The organism is Salegentibacter maritimus (genome assembly GCF_016236975.1).
Taxonomy (GTDB): domain Bacteria; phylum Bacteroidota; class Bacteroidia; order Flavobacteriales; family Flavobacteriaceae; genus Salegentibacter; species Salegentibacter maritimus.
The window spans coordinates 68,620-84,536 of the sequence record NZ_JAEHNY010000002.1 but is presented as its reverse complement, the minus strand read 5'-3'; the positions used below and the strand labels follow the sequence as shown (position 1 = coordinate 84,536).

The 15,917-nt window shown below is 36.3% G+C and carries 14 protein-coding genes; 9 read left to right on the top strand and 5 right to left on the bottom strand.

The features are described from left to right. Positions 1-103: 103 nt before the first annotated feature. Together I6U50_RS02360 and I6U50_RS02355 are read right to left on the bottom strand one after the other, a co-directional pair. Complete coding sequence (locus tag I6U50_RS02360) at positions 104-265, bottom strand: DUF1328 domain-containing protein (protein ID WP_070055250.1); 162 nt, start codon at positions 263-265, stop codon at positions 104-106. Positions 266-394: 129 nt separating this feature from the next. Continuing rightward, positions 395-2,383: an alpha-ketoacid dehydrogenase subunit alpha/beta gene (locus tag I6U50_RS02355; protein WP_232805860.1), complete on the bottom strand. Its 1,989-nt coding sequence runs from the start codon at positions 2,381-2,383 to the stop codon at positions 395-397. A gap of 144 nt (positions 2,384-2,527) precedes the next feature. Between I6U50_RS02355 and I6U50_RS02350 the strand changes: the two genes are divergently transcribed. The 4 genes from I6U50_RS02350 to I6U50_RS02335 are packed head-to-tail and all read left to right on the top strand — an operon-like array spanning position 2,528 to position 5,661. After that, positions 2,528-3,478 (top strand): isopenicillin N synthase family dioxygenase, encoded by a 951-nt coding sequence (locus I6U50_RS02350; RefSeq protein WP_198637879.1) that lies wholly within the window; start codon positions 2,528-2,530, stop codon positions 3,476-3,478. Between the two features lie 3 nt (positions 3,479-3,481). Continuing rightward, complete coding sequence (locus tag I6U50_RS02345) at positions 3,482-3,832, top strand: translation initiation factor (RefSeq protein ID WP_198637713.1); 351 nt, start codon at positions 3,482-3,484, stop codon at positions 3,830-3,832. A 25-nt stretch (positions 3,833-3,857) separates the two neighbouring features. After that, complete coding sequence (locus tag I6U50_RS02340; RefSeq protein ID WP_198637712.1) at positions 3,858-4,790, top strand: DUF1835 domain-containing protein; 933 nt, start codon at positions 3,858-3,860, stop codon at positions 4,788-4,790. Between the two features lies 1 nt (position 4,791). Further along, positions 4,792-5,661 (top strand): nucleoside phosphorylase, encoded by an 870-nt coding sequence (locus I6U50_RS02335; RefSeq protein ID WP_198637711.1) that lies wholly within the window; start codon positions 4,792-4,794, stop codon positions 5,659-5,661. Positions 5,662-5,811: 150 nt separating this feature from the next. On the opposite strand, the gene I6U50_RS02330 is transcribed toward I6U50_RS02335, so the two are convergent. Continuing rightward, positions 5,812-7,389: a hypothetical protein gene (locus I6U50_RS02330; protein WP_198637710.1), complete on the bottom strand. Its 1,578-nt coding sequence runs from the start codon at positions 7,387-7,389 to the stop codon at positions 5,812-5,814. Positions 7,390-7,741: 352 nt separating this feature from the next. Between I6U50_RS02330 and ppk1 the strand changes: the two genes are divergently transcribed. From ppk1 to I6U50_RS02315, 3 genes are read left to right on the top strand one after another with little or no spacing between them, the layout of a single operon-like run. After that, positions 7,742-9,796: a polyphosphate kinase 1 gene (gene ppk1, locus I6U50_RS02325; RefSeq protein WP_198637709.1), complete on the top strand. Its 2,055-nt coding sequence runs from the start codon at positions 7,742-7,744 to the stop codon at positions 9,794-9,796. Continuing rightward, a complete protein-coding gene (locus I6U50_RS02320; RefSeq protein ID WP_198637708.1) occupies positions 9,793-10,644 on the top strand; it encodes a substrate-binding domain-containing protein in 852 nt (283 codons plus the stop codon). Before ppk1 ends, I6U50_RS02320 begins: the two co-directional genes overlap by 4 nt. A gap of 28 nt (positions 10,645-10,672) precedes the next feature. Next, a complete protein-coding gene (locus tag I6U50_RS02315) occupies positions 10,673-11,248 on the top strand; it encodes a hypothetical protein (protein ID WP_198627142.1) in 576 nt (191 codons plus the stop codon). 2 nt (positions 11,249-11,250) lie between these two features. Here I6U50_RS02315 and I6U50_RS02310 read toward each other — a convergent pair whose 3' ends face one another. Further along, positions 11,251-11,916, bottom strand: coding sequence for a uracil-DNA glycosylase (locus I6U50_RS02310; protein ID WP_198637707.1), 666 nt, complete (start codon positions 11,914-11,916; stop codon positions 11,251-11,253). A 46-nt stretch (positions 11,917-11,962) separates the two neighbouring features. Between I6U50_RS02310 and I6U50_RS02305 the strand changes: the two genes are divergently transcribed. Both I6U50_RS02305 and I6U50_RS02300 read left to right on the top strand, forming a co-directional pair. Next, positions 11,963-14,149: an endonuclease MutS2 gene (locus I6U50_RS02305; RefSeq protein ID WP_198637706.1), complete on the top strand. Its 2,187-nt coding sequence runs from the start codon at positions 11,963-11,965 to the stop codon at positions 14,147-14,149. Between the two features lies 1 nt (position 14,150). Continuing rightward, the gene (locus I6U50_RS02300) at positions 14,151-14,564 is read left to right on the top strand and encodes a thiol-disulfide oxidoreductase DCC family protein (protein ID WP_198637705.1); all 414 of its coding nucleotides are present in this window, start codon (positions 14,151-14,153) and stop codon (positions 14,562-14,564) included. Here the strand turns inward: I6U50_RS02300 and I6U50_RS02295 are convergent. Then, positions 14,561-15,907, bottom strand: a complete 1,347-nt coding sequence (locus I6U50_RS02295; protein ID WP_198637704.1) for a dicarboxylate/amino acid:cation symporter — start codon at positions 15,905-15,907, stop codon at positions 14,561-14,563. The two genes, I6U50_RS02300 and I6U50_RS02295, sit on opposite strands and share 4 nt — an antisense overlap. Positions 15,908-15,917: the final 10 nt, after the last annotated feature.

Genomic DNA, 15,917 nt, shown 5'->3' with positions numbered 1-15,917 from the left:
TAGTTGTTTAAGTAGTTTATTAGGTATTTATGTAAAAACCCAATGTTTGCCGATGAACATCTGACACAATACATTGGATTTTTAGTTATTTTTTAAAATGTTTTTATCTTCTAAATAATCGGCTTACCAGAGAGATTACAAGCAATACAAGGAAAATATAGAATATAATTTTAGCAATATCAGCAAAACCTTCTGCAATTCCCCCAAAGCCAAAGATAGCAGCTACCAGAGCAATAATTAAGAAAATAACGATTAAACGTATCATAATATTAGATTTTTGATTAGTTATAAACTAAATTACAGCAGGTGTAGAACCGAGACAAAAGATTATTAATACTTTAACAGCGCGCTTGTTAAGGATTCTTAAAATCATTCAATTATCAGCTTAATATTATTAATAGTCTATTAATTGCTGTATCTTTTCTTTTAATTTTTTCTTCGGAAGATAGCCTTCTTCCAATGCTGTAGCAAAAGGTATAGGCATTTCAGCACTACCCAGGCGCATAACCGGAGCATCTAAATATTCAAAACAGGTTTCTGAAATAATTGCAGAAATTTCTGAAGCTAAGCTTCCAAAGATTGAATCTTCAGTAAGTACTAAAACTTTTCCGGTCTTTTTTGCACCCCTTATAATAGTTTCCCTATCTAAAGGCTGAAGACTCCTTAAATCAATTAAATTAACCTCATTTAATTCCATATCCTCTATAGCCTCTAAAGCCCAATGAACACAGGCTCCATAGGTTATAATAGTGATACTTTTCCCTTCTCTTATTACGGAAGCTTTTCCAAATGCTAATGTGTAATAATCTAACGGAACTTCCTGCCTAATGCTTCTATATAATAATTTATGTTCAAAAAATAAGACAGGATTCGGGTCATTAAACGCGGTGTTTAAAAGTCCCTTAGCGTCGTATGGAAAAGCCGGATAAATAACTTTTAACCCCGGAACCTTGGTAAACCAGGCTTCATTGGTTTGGCTATGAAAAGGGCCTGCCCCTACTCCTGCTCCACAGGGCATTCTTATCACTACATCGGCATTTTGGTTCCATCTATAGTTACTTTTGGCCAGGTAATTTACAATAGGATTAAAGCCGGAACTCACAAAATCCCCAAACTGCATTTCTACCATGGCTTTCATGCCACTAATAGACAGGCCCATGGCAGTGCCAACTACAGCCGATTCGCATATAGGGGTATTTCTTACGCGATCTTTGCCAAATTCTTTTAAAAGTCCTTCGGTAATTTTAAAAACACCGCCATATTCTGCGATATCCTGGCCCATTAACACAAGCGAGTTATGTCGCTGCATAGATTGTCTTACAGCCTGCGCTATGGCATCTATAAATCTAATATTTTCTGTTTTCTTATTATGTTTAACTGATTGATAAACAAACTTTTGAAAAACATCATTTAATTCGTTGGTTTCGTCGAATTCCACCGGGGTTTCTTCGTTAGCTTTCTTTAGGTTGCTATTTATCTCAGCTTTAATTGTATTGATCAACTGAGATTCCTGGTCTTCAGTTAGAATCTTTTCCTCTTTTAAAAACTGTTGGAAGTTGTTTACAGGATCTTTTTGTGCCCAGAACTGCATTAAATCTTCAGGTACGTATTTGGTTCCACTGGCTTCTTCGTGGCCACGCATTCTAAAGGTTTTAAACTCCAATAAAACAGGACGTGGATTTCCCCTAATGCTTTTAGCTATTTCAGAAACTTTACTGTAAACATCAATAATATTATTCCCGTCAATGATATAAGATTGCATTCCATAACCTTTGGCACGATCTGCAAGGTGATTACATCTATATTGTTCTGTGGTAGGTGTTGAAAGTCCGTAGCCGTTATTTTCTATGCAAAACATAACCGGTAAATCCCAAACCGAAGCAATATTAAGCGCTTTATGAAAATCACCTTCACTAGTCCCCCCTTCTCCGGTAAAAACTGCTGTAAGTTTGTGTTCGTTCTTTAGTTTATGCGCCAGGGCAATACCATCTGCAACTCCTAATTGAGGCCCTAAATGCGAGATCATTCCAACAATCTTATAATCCTGGGTACCAAAATGAAAGCTTCGGTCACGGCCTTTTGTAAACCCGTTTTGTTTTCCCTGCCATTGAGAAAAAAGCCTGTCTAAAGGAACATTTCTACTAGTAAATACGCCAAGGTTACGGTGCATTGGTAAAATATACTCATCGGGGTTTAGAGCTTTTGTCACTCCCACCGAAATAGCCTCCTGGCCTATACCACTAAACCATTTCGATATTTTTCCCTGTCTAAGTAAAATAAGCATTTTCTCCTCAATTAATCGGGGCTTTAGAAGTGCGGCATATAAATCTAAAAGTTGAACTGAAGAAAGATTTTTTCTATCAAATTTTATGATTGAATTCATTGTAGAATCTCGATGCATACAAATGTTTGTTTCTCAAATGTAACCAAAAATATAAATGCTAAGAAATATAAAAAGCCTCGGGGACTCCCGTAATTTTATTTAACTTTGTTTGTAATACTACCTAAAACAAAGCATATTATGGCAATGAATAATATTCCTAGCGTAGATTTGGCCGATTTTATTTCGGGCGATGCGAAACGAAAGCAAAAATTTGTAGATGAAATTGGTAAAGCTTACGAGGAAATTGGTTTTGTAGCTTTAAAAAACCATTTTCTTGACAGTGCGCTTGAGGAAAATTTATATAAAGAAGTAAAAAGTTTTTTCGCACTTCCCCTGGAAGTAAAGAAAAAATATGAAATAGAAGGCCTGGCAGGTCAACGAGGATATATCTCGTTTGGTAAAGAACACGCTAAAGGTAAAAAAGAAGGTGATTTGAAAGAATTCTGGCATTTTGGTCAGGAGCCAGATAAAGATGCCAACCTCACTGAAGAATATCCTGAAAATATTCAGGTTACAGAACTTCAGGATTTTAACAAGGTAGGAATGGAAGCTTACCGAATGCTGGAAAAAACCGGAATTTACGTTTTACGTGCTTTAGCTTTATATATTGGGCTGGATGAACATTATTTTGACCATTGGGCCAGCAATGGCAATAGTATTTTAAGGCCAATTCACTATCCTCCAATTACCGAAGAACCAAAAGGAGCTGTAAGAGCTGGTGCACATGGAGATATAAACCTTATCACTCTACTTATGGGAGCTTCTACAGGAGGACTGCAGGTGTTAAGAAAAGACGGTGAGTGGATTGATGCCTTGCCCCAAGAAGATGAACTGGTTATTAATGTTGGTGATATGTTAGAAAGGCATACCAATAATAAGCTGCGTTCTACAATTCATAGGGTGGTAAATCCGCCTAAAGAAGAATGGAGCAATCCAAGGTACTCTATTCCGTTTTTTATGCATCCAAGAAGCGAAATGCCGCTGGATTGCCTCGAACAATGTATAAATGAAGAGAACCCGAAACAATATGAAGACATTACCGCCGGAGACTTTCTACATCAACGGCTGGTAGAAATAGGACTTTTAAAAAAATAAATTATGCCCAAGAAAAAACTAGGACTCGAAGATCTGGGTGGTTTTGTTTATTCTACAAATGATGATTTTGATGGCAACGAACAAAATGAAACTCAAGAAACTTTAGCGCCCCAGGACCAATATTTAGAGGCACATTTTAGCAATAAAGGTCGTGGAGGTAAAACGGTAACTATTATTAAAGGTTTTGAAGGCTCTAATGAAGATTTAGTGGTACTTGGAAAGAAATTAAAGAAAAAATGCGGAGTGGGTGGTTCGGCTAAAGATGGTGAGATTATTATACAAGGGGATTATCGTGAGAAGGTGATGGAGATTTTAAAGAAGGATGGTTATAATGTAAAAAGGGTTGGAGGTTGATTTCTGCCCAACTTAAATTTTTCCTATGTTAGATAAAGCCCTACATATTATTAATGGAGATAGTTTAGCTGAACAAGTTAAAGAACTTGGCCTTTCGGGTGAAACTATTGTGTGGCGTGAATTATTGTGCGAAGGCCCGTGCACTAAAGAAGTAGGTTCTAATGAATTTATTAATTTACGTCAGAAATTTTTAAAAAAGGCCTATGATATTTCTTCTGAAAATTACCAAAATCGATTTGTCTCTCAGCTAAACAAACTGAAAGCTGCTCAGGATTATGATCACGTTGTACTCTGGTTTGAATTTGATCTCTTTTGTCATATCAACATGTTGGCCGCTATAAGCTTCTATCTTGAAAATAAACCAAATGTTCCATTCTATCTGGTTTGCAGCAAAAGACAAAAAGGAGAGGAAGAGCTTTTACCACTATCTCAATTACCTCTAAAACATTTATTAAACCATTTTAACCATAAAATAGAGCTTGATAAAGAGGATTTGGAAATAGCTAGTTTAATATGGGAATTGTACTGTAGCAATAACCCTATTAAGCTCAAGCAGCAGATTAAGAAAAGTTCTAACTTTGAATATCTATCCAGTTGTATTAGAGCGCATATTGAACGCTTTCCCAATAGCAGGACCGGTATTAATTCGCTAGAAAGAAACGTGCTTAAATTAGTAGAGCAACAACATATAACCTCTATAAACCAATTATTGGGGTACGCCTTACAATATCAGGGTTATTATGGGTATAGTGATTCCCAAATGGAAAGAGTGTTAAATAAATTAAGTATGTTCTATACGCTGGAAAACGAGAAACTTAAATTAACCCAGAATGGCCTTGATGCGTTGGCGAAGAAAAAGAATTTTTACCGAGACCTTATAAACGATGAATATTACGGCGGAGCAAAGATTTATGATTTTTTATATGACTCAGATTCACACAAAGTTTTAAAACTATAATATGCCAATTAAAGCTTCAGAATTAATCCAAAACCCCGATGGTAGTATCTACCATTTAAACTTATTGCCCAAACATCTTGCAAATACCGTGATTACGGTAGGAGATCCAGACCGAGTAGAAAGAGTTACCCGACATTTTGATAAGGTTGAATTCAAGGTTAAAAAACGGGAATTTTATACCCAAACCGGATATTATAAAGGGAAACGTATAAGCGTAATTTCTACAGGTATTGGCCCAGATAATATAGATATTGTCTTGAATGAATTAGATGCCCTGGTAAATATAGATATTGAAACCAGAGAGCTGAAAAAAGAGGTTAAGAGTTTAGATATTATAAGAATTGGTACTACCGGTTCCATACAGGAAGAAATTCCTGTAGATGAATTTATAATAAGTGAAAGTGCCATAGGTTTTGATGGGCTTTTGCATTTCTACGATAGCGAACATATTCAGGATCTGGAGTTTGCTGAAGCGTTTATTAAACATTTAAATTGGCTTCCTAAAAAAGCTGCACCTTATGTGGTAGGCGGAAGTAAAGGTTTAATTGATAAAATGAAAGGTAAGGGCTTACACAAAGGTGTTACGGGTACTAATATTGGCTTTTATGGTCCTCAAGGTAGAATTTTACGTTTGGCATTGCAGGATGATAAAATGAACCGTAAATTAACTTCATTTTCTTTTAACAATCAAAAGATCACAAATTTAGAGATGGAAACTTCAGCCATTTACGGTTTATCCAAATTATTAGGTCATGAAGCAATTTCCATGAACGCAGTTATAGCCAATCGAGCGGCAGGGACTTTCTCAAAAGACCCTAAAAAATCAGTAGACGATTTAATTAAATACACTCTAGATCAATTAGTAAAGTAAATTTAAATACCAGGTAAATCTAAGTATTGGATTTCTTTATTTCTAATTAAAACTCCGGGTGTAAGTTTTATTTGTATAAAAATAAAAACCGCTCCATCTCTATGATGAAGCGGTTTTCCCTAACCATAATTAAATAGTAACTAATTTAACCTATAAATCATAGCCTAAATCTTGCAAAGTTTGCACTAGGAGATCGGTATAATATTGAGCCGTATCTCCTCCGTTTATTTCATATACATACGCCAATTCATTCCTGTCTGATAAACCATTGGCTCCACTATAATTTCCGGTACCATCTTCTACAGCATGAACCAGCTCTTCAAAGTTATCAAATGCTGGGTGGCCGGTTGTATTTACCTGGAAGATTATGCCACGGTAGTAGTTCATTGGAAATGAAGCTAATCTTCCACGAAAGGTTGACATATCACTATCGAATGTAGGAGTTCGTGTTGAGTTTTCATCCCATATAGCCTGACCACTATGGTAAACGGTTTCTGCCTCATCCTGGAATACTATGGCAATAACATTGCCATCGGGAGTATCGCCTTCAATATTAAGCATATTGAAGGTACGCTCTGTACCATTCTCAATCACACGTACTTTAGCATCGTATTCGTCTTCATCATTTCCATAAAGTGGTAATAACGCATCTTTTAGCAGTGTATTTCTCATTGTTTGTAAAGGTGCTAAGGTACTATTCATGGATCCTGAAGAATCAAAGTAAATATAAATCTCGGTATCTTCATCTATAACAGGTGGTGGACCTCCATTACCATTATCCTGAAAAATATCTGGAGTATCAGCTGAACTACAACCAGCAAAGAAATGGTAATAATCTACGGCATCTTCTCCATCAAATAATTCTTTTACATCACTATCAGTAAACGTACCCTGGCGAACAATTTCACCGTCTATTGAAATTTCAATATAGTAATCATCCTGTTCTGCACTATCTGGTAAAAAGATACATAAAGGATCGGAATATTCTTCACCGGCATCATTGGTTAGTACATCGTTTTCTCCGGTATACAAAACACTGCCAGTATTGTCGGTTCCTGCCCAAATATTTACAGAATAATCGGCTACATAATGTCTTCCGCTTTCATCACACCAGTTACCAAAAATACACAGCTCTATGGCCTCAACCCCTTCTAAATCAAAGAATAGGTATCCATATAGGTTTACCATACGGTCGTCAAAGCACAGAACAGTTACGTCTACATATTTTTTAACTCCGGCACCTAGCTCGATGTCCATGGGCAATGCCATATCTACCCAATCTTCCATTTCACTGCCTGCTGCCGGTGCTATCCAAATTAAGTTATCATTCTCGTCGTATACTGCGAAATACTCCAGGCTATAAGACCCCGGAACAAGCTCCAGGTCTGAAGAATATTCTGTAAAGTATTCATCTTCTCCATCCCCATCATAGTCACCGGGTGTAGGATTTATTTCTACCAATAGCGGATTTTCCATACTACCAACATCTTCTGGTCCGGTAAGTACTACATGCACATAAGCTGGGGCTTCATCAGAGCACTCCGGTATTTCTTCCATAGCCTGTTTGGTAGCCGGCTTTTTAAGCATGTCGTTAACTATAGCGCCAAAAGAAAGAGTTGCAACTTCATCTGAACCATCTGCAACTGCCGGGTTCTCGTCTTTACTACATGATACCATGATAAGCGATAATACCGCCAGGCACATTAAATAATGTTTTAGTTTTCTCATAATTTAAAATTTTGGTTAATAAATTGGTTAAATAGTTCCAGAATAAACTGGATTAGTGTTTAATCATAAAATTTAGTGTGGGGCAATTGGTAGGGAATCGAATAAAAAAGTTTAGAATAAGTTTTAATTCGATGTATTAAAAGTAGTTAGTAGGCTTTGCTTTTAAAATGGAGGAAAACCCATAATTTTAGAAAGATTATTCATGTTAAATCATCTACCTTTCTAAATTTCTATGACTTATTAGTATTTGAAGTTGATACAATAGAAACCGGGTTAGGCAACTGTTTTTAACACAATATTAAAAACAATGCTCTAGCCTTATTTGTATTTTTGATTAAACCAGAAATTAATAATGCAGGAACCACAGGAAATTCCATTAAGGCATAGAGACCTTAATTGGCTTAGTTTTAATGCAAGAGTTTTACAAGAGGCTGAAGATAAGATCAATCCGCTTTACGAGCGGATTCGTTTTTTAGCTATTTTCTCTTCTAACCTAGATGAATATTTTAGGGTACGGGTGGCCCAACTTAGGCAAATGAAGCGAGTAGAAAAAAGTATTCGAAAAAAACTCGCTTTGAAACCTTCTAAAATAACCAGGGAAATTCTTGAAGAAGTTAAACTACAACAACAGAAATTTGGGGAGATTTACCAAAAACAAATTTTACCCGAACTCGCCAGGAATAATATATATCTTTTGGATGCGGGTCATTTTAATGATTTGCAAAGAAAATTTGCTGCAAATTATTTTCAGCAAGAGGTAGTAACTCATATTAAACCACAAATAATAGATATTTCAAGAAAAAATGAGCTCTTTTTAGAAAATGCCGAGCTGTATTTTGTGGTAAACTTTATCAATAAAGAAAAGCTAGGAATTGTTAATATACCTGTAGGTAAATGCGGTAGGTTTGTTAAGTTACAAGGCGACGGCCAAAAGAACTCTATTACTTTCCTTGATGAAATTATTAGAAGTCAAATAAATAGCTTGTTTCAGGATCAAGAAATAGAAGGTGTTTATGAAATTAAACTTTCGCGTGATGCCGAGTTATATATTGATGATATTTATGAGGGTGCATTAGCCGAAAAGATTTATGATTCGCTGGGGCAAAGAAGCGATGGGCAACCAACCAGGTTGCTTTATGATGCCGAAATGCCCGATTTTTTGCATAAAAGGCTTAGAAAACTTCTAAATCTCGGAAAAATAGATATGATGCCGGGTGGGAAATATCATAATTTTAATGATTTTTTCTCGTTCCCCGATCCTACTAAAAATCCTGATTTACACTTTAGAGAACTACCGGAAATTGAGCATAAAGTTTTAGCTAATTCCAGGAATTACTTTGAGACAATTTCTAAAAAAGACCAGGCAGTTCATTTCCCATATATGTCTTTTTCATATGTAGAAAATTTCCTGGAACAAGCTGTAAACGACAAAGAGGTTATAGCCATTAAAATTTCCTTATATCGTGTTGCCGATGAATCCAGGTTAACCAGTTTGCTACTAAAAGCTTTAGAGAATAAGAAAAAAGTGACCGTATTTGTAGAAGCAAAAGCCAGGTTCGATGAGGAAAACAATATAGTATGGGGACGTAAATTTGAAAAAAAGGGAGCTAATGTAATATACTCCTACCCTAAGATTAAAGTACATTCCAAAATTATGCTGGTTCAACGTATGGAAGATGATAAGCTTATTAATTATTCATATATAGGTACCGGTAATTTTAACAGTGAAACCTCTAAAATTTACTGCGATCATGCTATTTTCACTTCTAATAAACAAATTGCTAAGGAATTATCGCGCTTGTTCAAAGTATTGGAGGGAGAGCTTATTATTCCTAGGGAAAAAAACTTGTTGATCTCCCCTTTTTCTACACGGCAGGAATTTATAAAACTTATCTATAACGAAATTGATAATGCCCGGGAAGGAAAAAAAGCAAAGATTACCGCCAAAATGAACAGTCTTGAAGATCCTGAAATGATCGATTTACTTTACAAAGCCAGTAATGCAGGTGTAGAAATAAGATTGCTTGTAAGGGGTTTTACCTGTTTAATTCCGGGAATAAAAGGTTTAAGTGAAAATATTTATATTACTAGTATTGTAGACAGGTTTTTGGAGCATGGTAGAATTTATATTTTTGAAAATGGAGGGGACGAAAAAATGTATTATGGCAGTGCCGATTGGATGTCTCGAAACCTTTCACGTAGAATTGAGGTGCTCTCCCCTATTTTAGACAAAGAAATAGCACAGGAATTTAAAGAGATTTTAGATATTCAATTAAAAGATAACGTAAAAGCAAGAATTCAGGATGCAGAAGAAAAGAATGAATATGTGCAAAAAGGAGAAAATGAAAAATCGGTGCGTTCACAATATGAGATTTACAATTATTTAAAGGAAAAACATAGTTTATGAAAACGATAAAAGTAGGTGGGGTACCAGAACACTTTAACCTTCCATGGCATTTATGTATAGAAGAAAAGCTTTTTGAAGCTAAGGGTTTAAATGTAATTTGGAAAGATTTCCCCGGAGGCACTGGTGCAATGAACCAGGCTTTACGCTCGGGTGAAATTGATGTCGCTGTAATATTAACTGAAGGAATTATAAAAGATATCCATGCCGGAAATAATAGTAAAATTATACAAACTTATATTGGTACTCCTTTAATTTGGGGAATTCACGTAGCTGCAGCCTCTAAATATAAATCGGTTGAAGAACTTAAGAACACTAAAGCTGCAATTAGTAGAAATGGCAGCGGATCGCATCTTATGGCTTATGTAAACGCACAAAACTACGAGTGGGACACTAAGAACCTTCAATTTGAAATAGTAAAAGACCTGGACGGTGCGGTAAAAGCTTTAAGCGAAGATAAAGCACAATATTTTATGTGGGAACATTTTACCACAAAACCATTGGTAGATAAACGAATTTTTAGAAGATTGGCAGATTGTCCAACTCCCTGGTCCTGTTTTGTTATTGCCGCCAGAAACGAATCTTTAAAAAATGAACCGGAACGATTAAGAACCATGTTGGAAGTATTAAATGACGAAACCAACCGCTTTAAAGATCTTCCCAAGATTGCCGAAAAATTGGCTGAAAAATATGATCAAAAACTAGAGGATATTAAAAAATGGTTGGAAATTACATCCTGGAGCCAGGAGCAATTATCTGAAAACGAGATAGAAAAAGTTCAGGATAAATTGCTTGAGCTTAATTTAATCTCAAAAAAAATGCCCGTTTCTGAATTTATTCATAATTTGTAGCCATTATTTACATCTCATCCCCCATTAAATGAAAAAATTATTTTTATCACTTTTTTTGCTTGTCTCAGGCTTCACTTTCGCGCAAGAAGATACATCCATAACCAACAACACTCCCGATAAAAGGGATATCGCCCAAAATGAAATAAGCATTGGTGCCTTAAACCTGATTGCTTTTGGAGCTCTGGATCTTAACTACGAACGAATTTTGGATAAGAATTCCAGTTGGGGTGTAGAAGTATTCATCCAGGCTTTAGATAAAGATAGCGAAGATGTGGCCGATGCTTTTACCAAAGATTTATCCTTAACCGGAAAATACAAATATTTCTTTGGCGATAATTATGCCCGCGGATTTTATGTTCACGGTTTCGGAATGCTTTCCAACGGAGAATATGATGAAACCTATATTAGTGAACCAAACGGAAACGGTTATTATGAATATGAAAATTATACTGATTTCGCCCTTGGTTTTGGTGTGGGGGGTAAATTTGTTGCCAGCGGCGGATTTTTCCTGGATCTCGGTGCAGGTATTGGTAGAAACCTATTCAATGATAATGCACCTACCATTGTAGGTCAATTTAATGTAAATGTTGGATTCCGCTTTTAAACTTACCAATCTATTGGTTCTTTTCCCTTTTGCTTTAAATAAGTATTTGCTTTGCTAAAATGTTTATTGCCAAACCAGTAACCTCGATTTGCACTTAAGGGTGAAGGATGGCCGCTGGTTAAAATAAGATGTTTTGAGGAGTCAATTTTGGCTCCTTTCTTTTTGGCATAACCACCCCAAAGCATAAAAACCACATTTTCTTTTTCTTCCGAAATAATTTCAATAACCTTATCGGTAAACAGCTCCCAGCCCTTTTTCTGATGAGAGCCTGCCTGTTGGGCCCTAACAGTAAGTGTTGCATTCAACAACAAAACGCCCTGATTAGCCCAGCGTTCAAGATTTCCCGAATTTGGAACAGGTTTGCCCAGATCGTTCTCTATTTCCTTAAATATATTTTGCAAAGAAGGTGGAAAAGGAATTCCTTCGTTAACCGAAAAAGAGAGCCCGTTCGCCTGCCCAGGCCCGTGATAAGGATCCTGACCTAAGATAACCACTTTTGTACTGGTAAACGTAGCACGATCAAAAGCAGCGAAGATATCTTTTCCTTTTGGATAACAGGTATTACTAGTATACTCCTCCCTTACAAAATTTGTAAGATTCTTAAAATAGTCCTTTTCAAATTCCTGGGCCAGTTCTTTTTTCCAGCTGGGGTGTATCGCTACCTTCATTTTATTAAGTAAATTTGCAGAGCCTCAAAAGTAGGGAAATTTATTTATGATTAAAATTGCACCAAAAAGCCTTATAGACCTTGAGTTTCCTGTTGTTTGCCAACAAATTTCAGACTTGTGCATTACAGGACCGGGCAAGGAAAAAGCTTTAAAACTTAAACCGTATAAAACGGGAAACGCGACTATTTTTGGACTTCACCAAACCAACGAATATGTTAGCTCTAAAACCAGGGAAAGCAGAATACCAAATCACGGTTTCGAAACTATAAAAAATGAACTTCGTACTTTAGAAATTGAAGATTCTATTTTGGAGGTAGGAAGTTTCAGGAAAATATCTAACCTTTCTGAAACTGTAAATACGCACATTAAATTTTTTAGAAAATTTGAAGAACATTACCCTAGTTTATACAAGACTACTTCAGAAATAGAATATACAACAGAGATTGTAGAAAATATTGGACGTGTAATCGATAAATTTGGGGAATTAAAGGATGATGCCTCTCCTTTATTACAGTCGCTTAGACGATCTATTAACTCGGTTAAAGGGCAAATAAATTCAAGTTTTTCAAAAGCGCTTAGCACCTATCATTCTTATGGATATTTGGATGAAATTAGGGAGAGTGTGGTAGAAAATGTAAGGGTTTTAGCCGTAAGTGCTATGCACCGGCGTAAAGTTAAAGGTGGAATATTGGGAAATTCCAAAACCGGAAGTATTGTTTACATTCAGCCGGAAGCCACCTACCAATATACCCGTGAACTCAATAATCTTGAGTATGAAGAAAAAGAGGAAATAAAGAGAATTCTAAAGGAATTAACTAATAAAATAAGGCCCTTTAAACCTCTTTTAATAGATTATCAGGAGTTACTTTGTGAAATAGATGTTATTGCCGCCAAAGCCAAATATGCTGAAAAGATTAATGGTTTACTTCCAAAAATCACAAAAGAGCGGGAAATTCAGCTTAAGGATGCCTATCACCCACTACTTTATTTAAGCAATAAGAAAAAAGGCGACAAAACTTTTCCGCAAAGTATTGAGCTTTCAAAAGATAATAGAATTATTGTTATTTCCGGTCCTAATGCAGGAGGAAAAAGTATTACTTTAAAAACTGTAGGCCTGTTACAGGTTATGTTGCAAAGCGGAATTTTAATACCGGTGCACGAATACAGTAGAATGTGTCTTTTTGAAAAAATACTTACCGATATTGGAGATAACCAATCTATTGAAAACCATCTGAGCACGTATAGCTACCGACTGAAAAATATGAATTATTTTCTTCGGAAATGCGATGATAGGACCCTTTTTTTAATCGATGAATTTGGAACAGGAAGTGACCCTGAACTTGGTGGTGCCCTGGCTGAAACTTTTCTTGAAGTTTTCTACGAAAAGGAATCTTTTGGTATTTTAACTACGCATTACGCCAATTTAAAGAAGCTGGCCAATGAAATGCCAAATATGAGCAATGCCAATATGCTTTTTGATTCCAGTAGTTTAGAGCCAATTTTTAAACTTGAGGTTGGTGAGGCCGGCAGTTCGTTTACTTTTGAAGTAGCCCAAAAAAATGGAATTCCATATAGTCTTATTAACCGCTCCCGAAAAAAGGTAGAAAAGGGTAAAATAAGGTTTGACAGAAGTATTGCCAAGCTGCAAAAAGAACGTTCAAAACTTCAAAAAACAACAGATTCTTTAAAAACAAAAGAGCTAAAGGCCGCTCAGGAAAAAGATAAGCTTGAAGAAACCAACTCCAGGATTCAGCAAAAACTGGAAAGCTATCAGGAATTATATGATAGTAACCAGCGACTTATTTACATGGGGCAAAAAGTGAATGAATTAAGTGAGAAATATTTTCAGAATAAAAAGAAAAAAGAGCTTATTGGCGAATTTCTGAAATTTGTGGAAATAGAAAACTCTAAACGAAAAAAAGAATCGGCTAAACAGCGAAAAATACAGAAGGAGAAAGAGAAGAAAGTACAGCAGGAAGTAAAGAAAAAGGTTTCGGTTATAAGGAAGAAGAAAAAAGAGGAAAAGGCCAAAATTTCAGAGAAAGAGAGACAGGAAGCCAACAAGCCAAAGGTAAAACCTAAAATTGGTGATAGGGTTAGATTAGAAGATAGCCGTTCTGTAGGAACCCTGGATAAAATAGAAAAAGGAAAAGCCACGGTTAACTATGGGATGTTTACTACGCAAGTAGATGTAGATAAACTGGAGTTAGTACAGGCAATGAAAAAGAAATAATATGGAATTACCAAAAGATAAAAAAATCATCCTTTTTGATGGCGTCTGTAACTTATGTAACGGGGCAGTTACTTTTATAATCAAACACGATAAAAAAGATATATTTCGCTTTGCCTCTTTGCAAAGTGAACTGGGTAAAAAACTGGTTGCAGAACGAGGAATGGATCCTGAAGAACTGGATTCTATAATCTTAATTGATCCGGGAGTGGCTTATTACAGAAAATCTACCGCTGCCCTCGAAATTTCAAGGGAACTTTCCGGCGGCTATTCTTTTCTTAAAAATCTGCTCTTTATACCCGAAGCCCTACGAGACAGTATTTACAATTTTATAGCAAATAATCGCTACAAATGGTATGGCAAAAAAGAATCTTGCATGATACCAACCCCCGAATTAAAGGCTAAGTTTCTTGATTAAACTTTTTCCTCTTCCTCTACATTGGCCTTAGCTTCTTTACTCTTTGGGTGATAGTTATCATCCCATTCTTTTACATTAGGTGGTCCCATTTTATTTACAGATTTTGCTACCATAAGTGAAACCGCAGCATCGCCCGTAACATTTACGGTGGTTCGGCACATATCCAGAGGCCGGTCTACGGCAAAAATAAGTGCTAGTCCTGCTTCCGGGATTCCGGCTTGTGCCAGTACAATTACCAACATAACCATTCCTGCTCCGGGCACGGCTGCAGAACCAATAGAAGCTAATGTAGCTGTTGCAATAATTCCAAGTTGTGCAGCAAAGCTAAGATCCATTCCAAACGCCTGTGCAATAAAAACTGCAGCAACCGCCTGGTAAAGACTTGTACCATCCATATTTATAGTGGCACCAATAGGTAGCACAAAACTGGAAACCTCGGGGCTAACCCCCATATGCTCCTCTACCCTTTCCATAGTAACCGGTAGTGTAGCTGCACTGGAACTGGTAGAAAAAGCCAGCAATTGGGCAGGGGAAATACCATTAATAAAAAAAGAGGGTTTGTTTTTGGTAACTATCCATACAAGTAAAATATAAAAACCAATCATTAAGGCCAATCCAGAAAGTACAGTAACACCATACATGGCAAGGGCTGCAAATAAATCGGTGCTCGGTGACTCTGCTACCAAAGCGGCTAATAATGCAAATACACCATAAGGGGCCGTTAGCATTATTAAATCAATCATTTTTAAAATTACTTCATTAAAACCATCAAAAAAATCCTTTACCGGTTTTGCTGTTTTTTCAGGGATAAGTATAAGTCCTATACCAAAGAAAATTGCGAAGAAAATAACCTGTAGCATATTGGCGTTATCTCCTGCAGCGGCAAAAATATTATTGGGCACAATATCTTCTAGAGCCTGTAAAGGGCCAGATTCTCTTTGTTTATCGGCGTTGGCTTTTATACCAGATGCGTCTCCTTCGTAACTTGTAATTAAATCCTGTTGGGTTTCGGCAGTAATGGCATTTCCGGGTTTAATAAGATTCACCATAGTTAGGCCTATAGAGACAGCTACTACTGTGGTAAAAATATAAATACCAATGGTACGCGCTCCCATCTTAGAAAGTTTTGAAATATCTTTGAGATCGGAAATTCCTTTTATTAAAGAGGCCAAAATAAGCGGCACTGCAATAAGTTTAAGGGCATTTATAAAAATATTACCAAAAGGTTTTATCCAGTCTTCTATAAACTGCGCTCCCCAATTAAAATTGGTTAGAATTAGAGCAAATACAACCCCTGCTGCCATTCCTAATAAAATCTGCCAATGCAGTGCAAGTTTCTTCATGAGATATAAA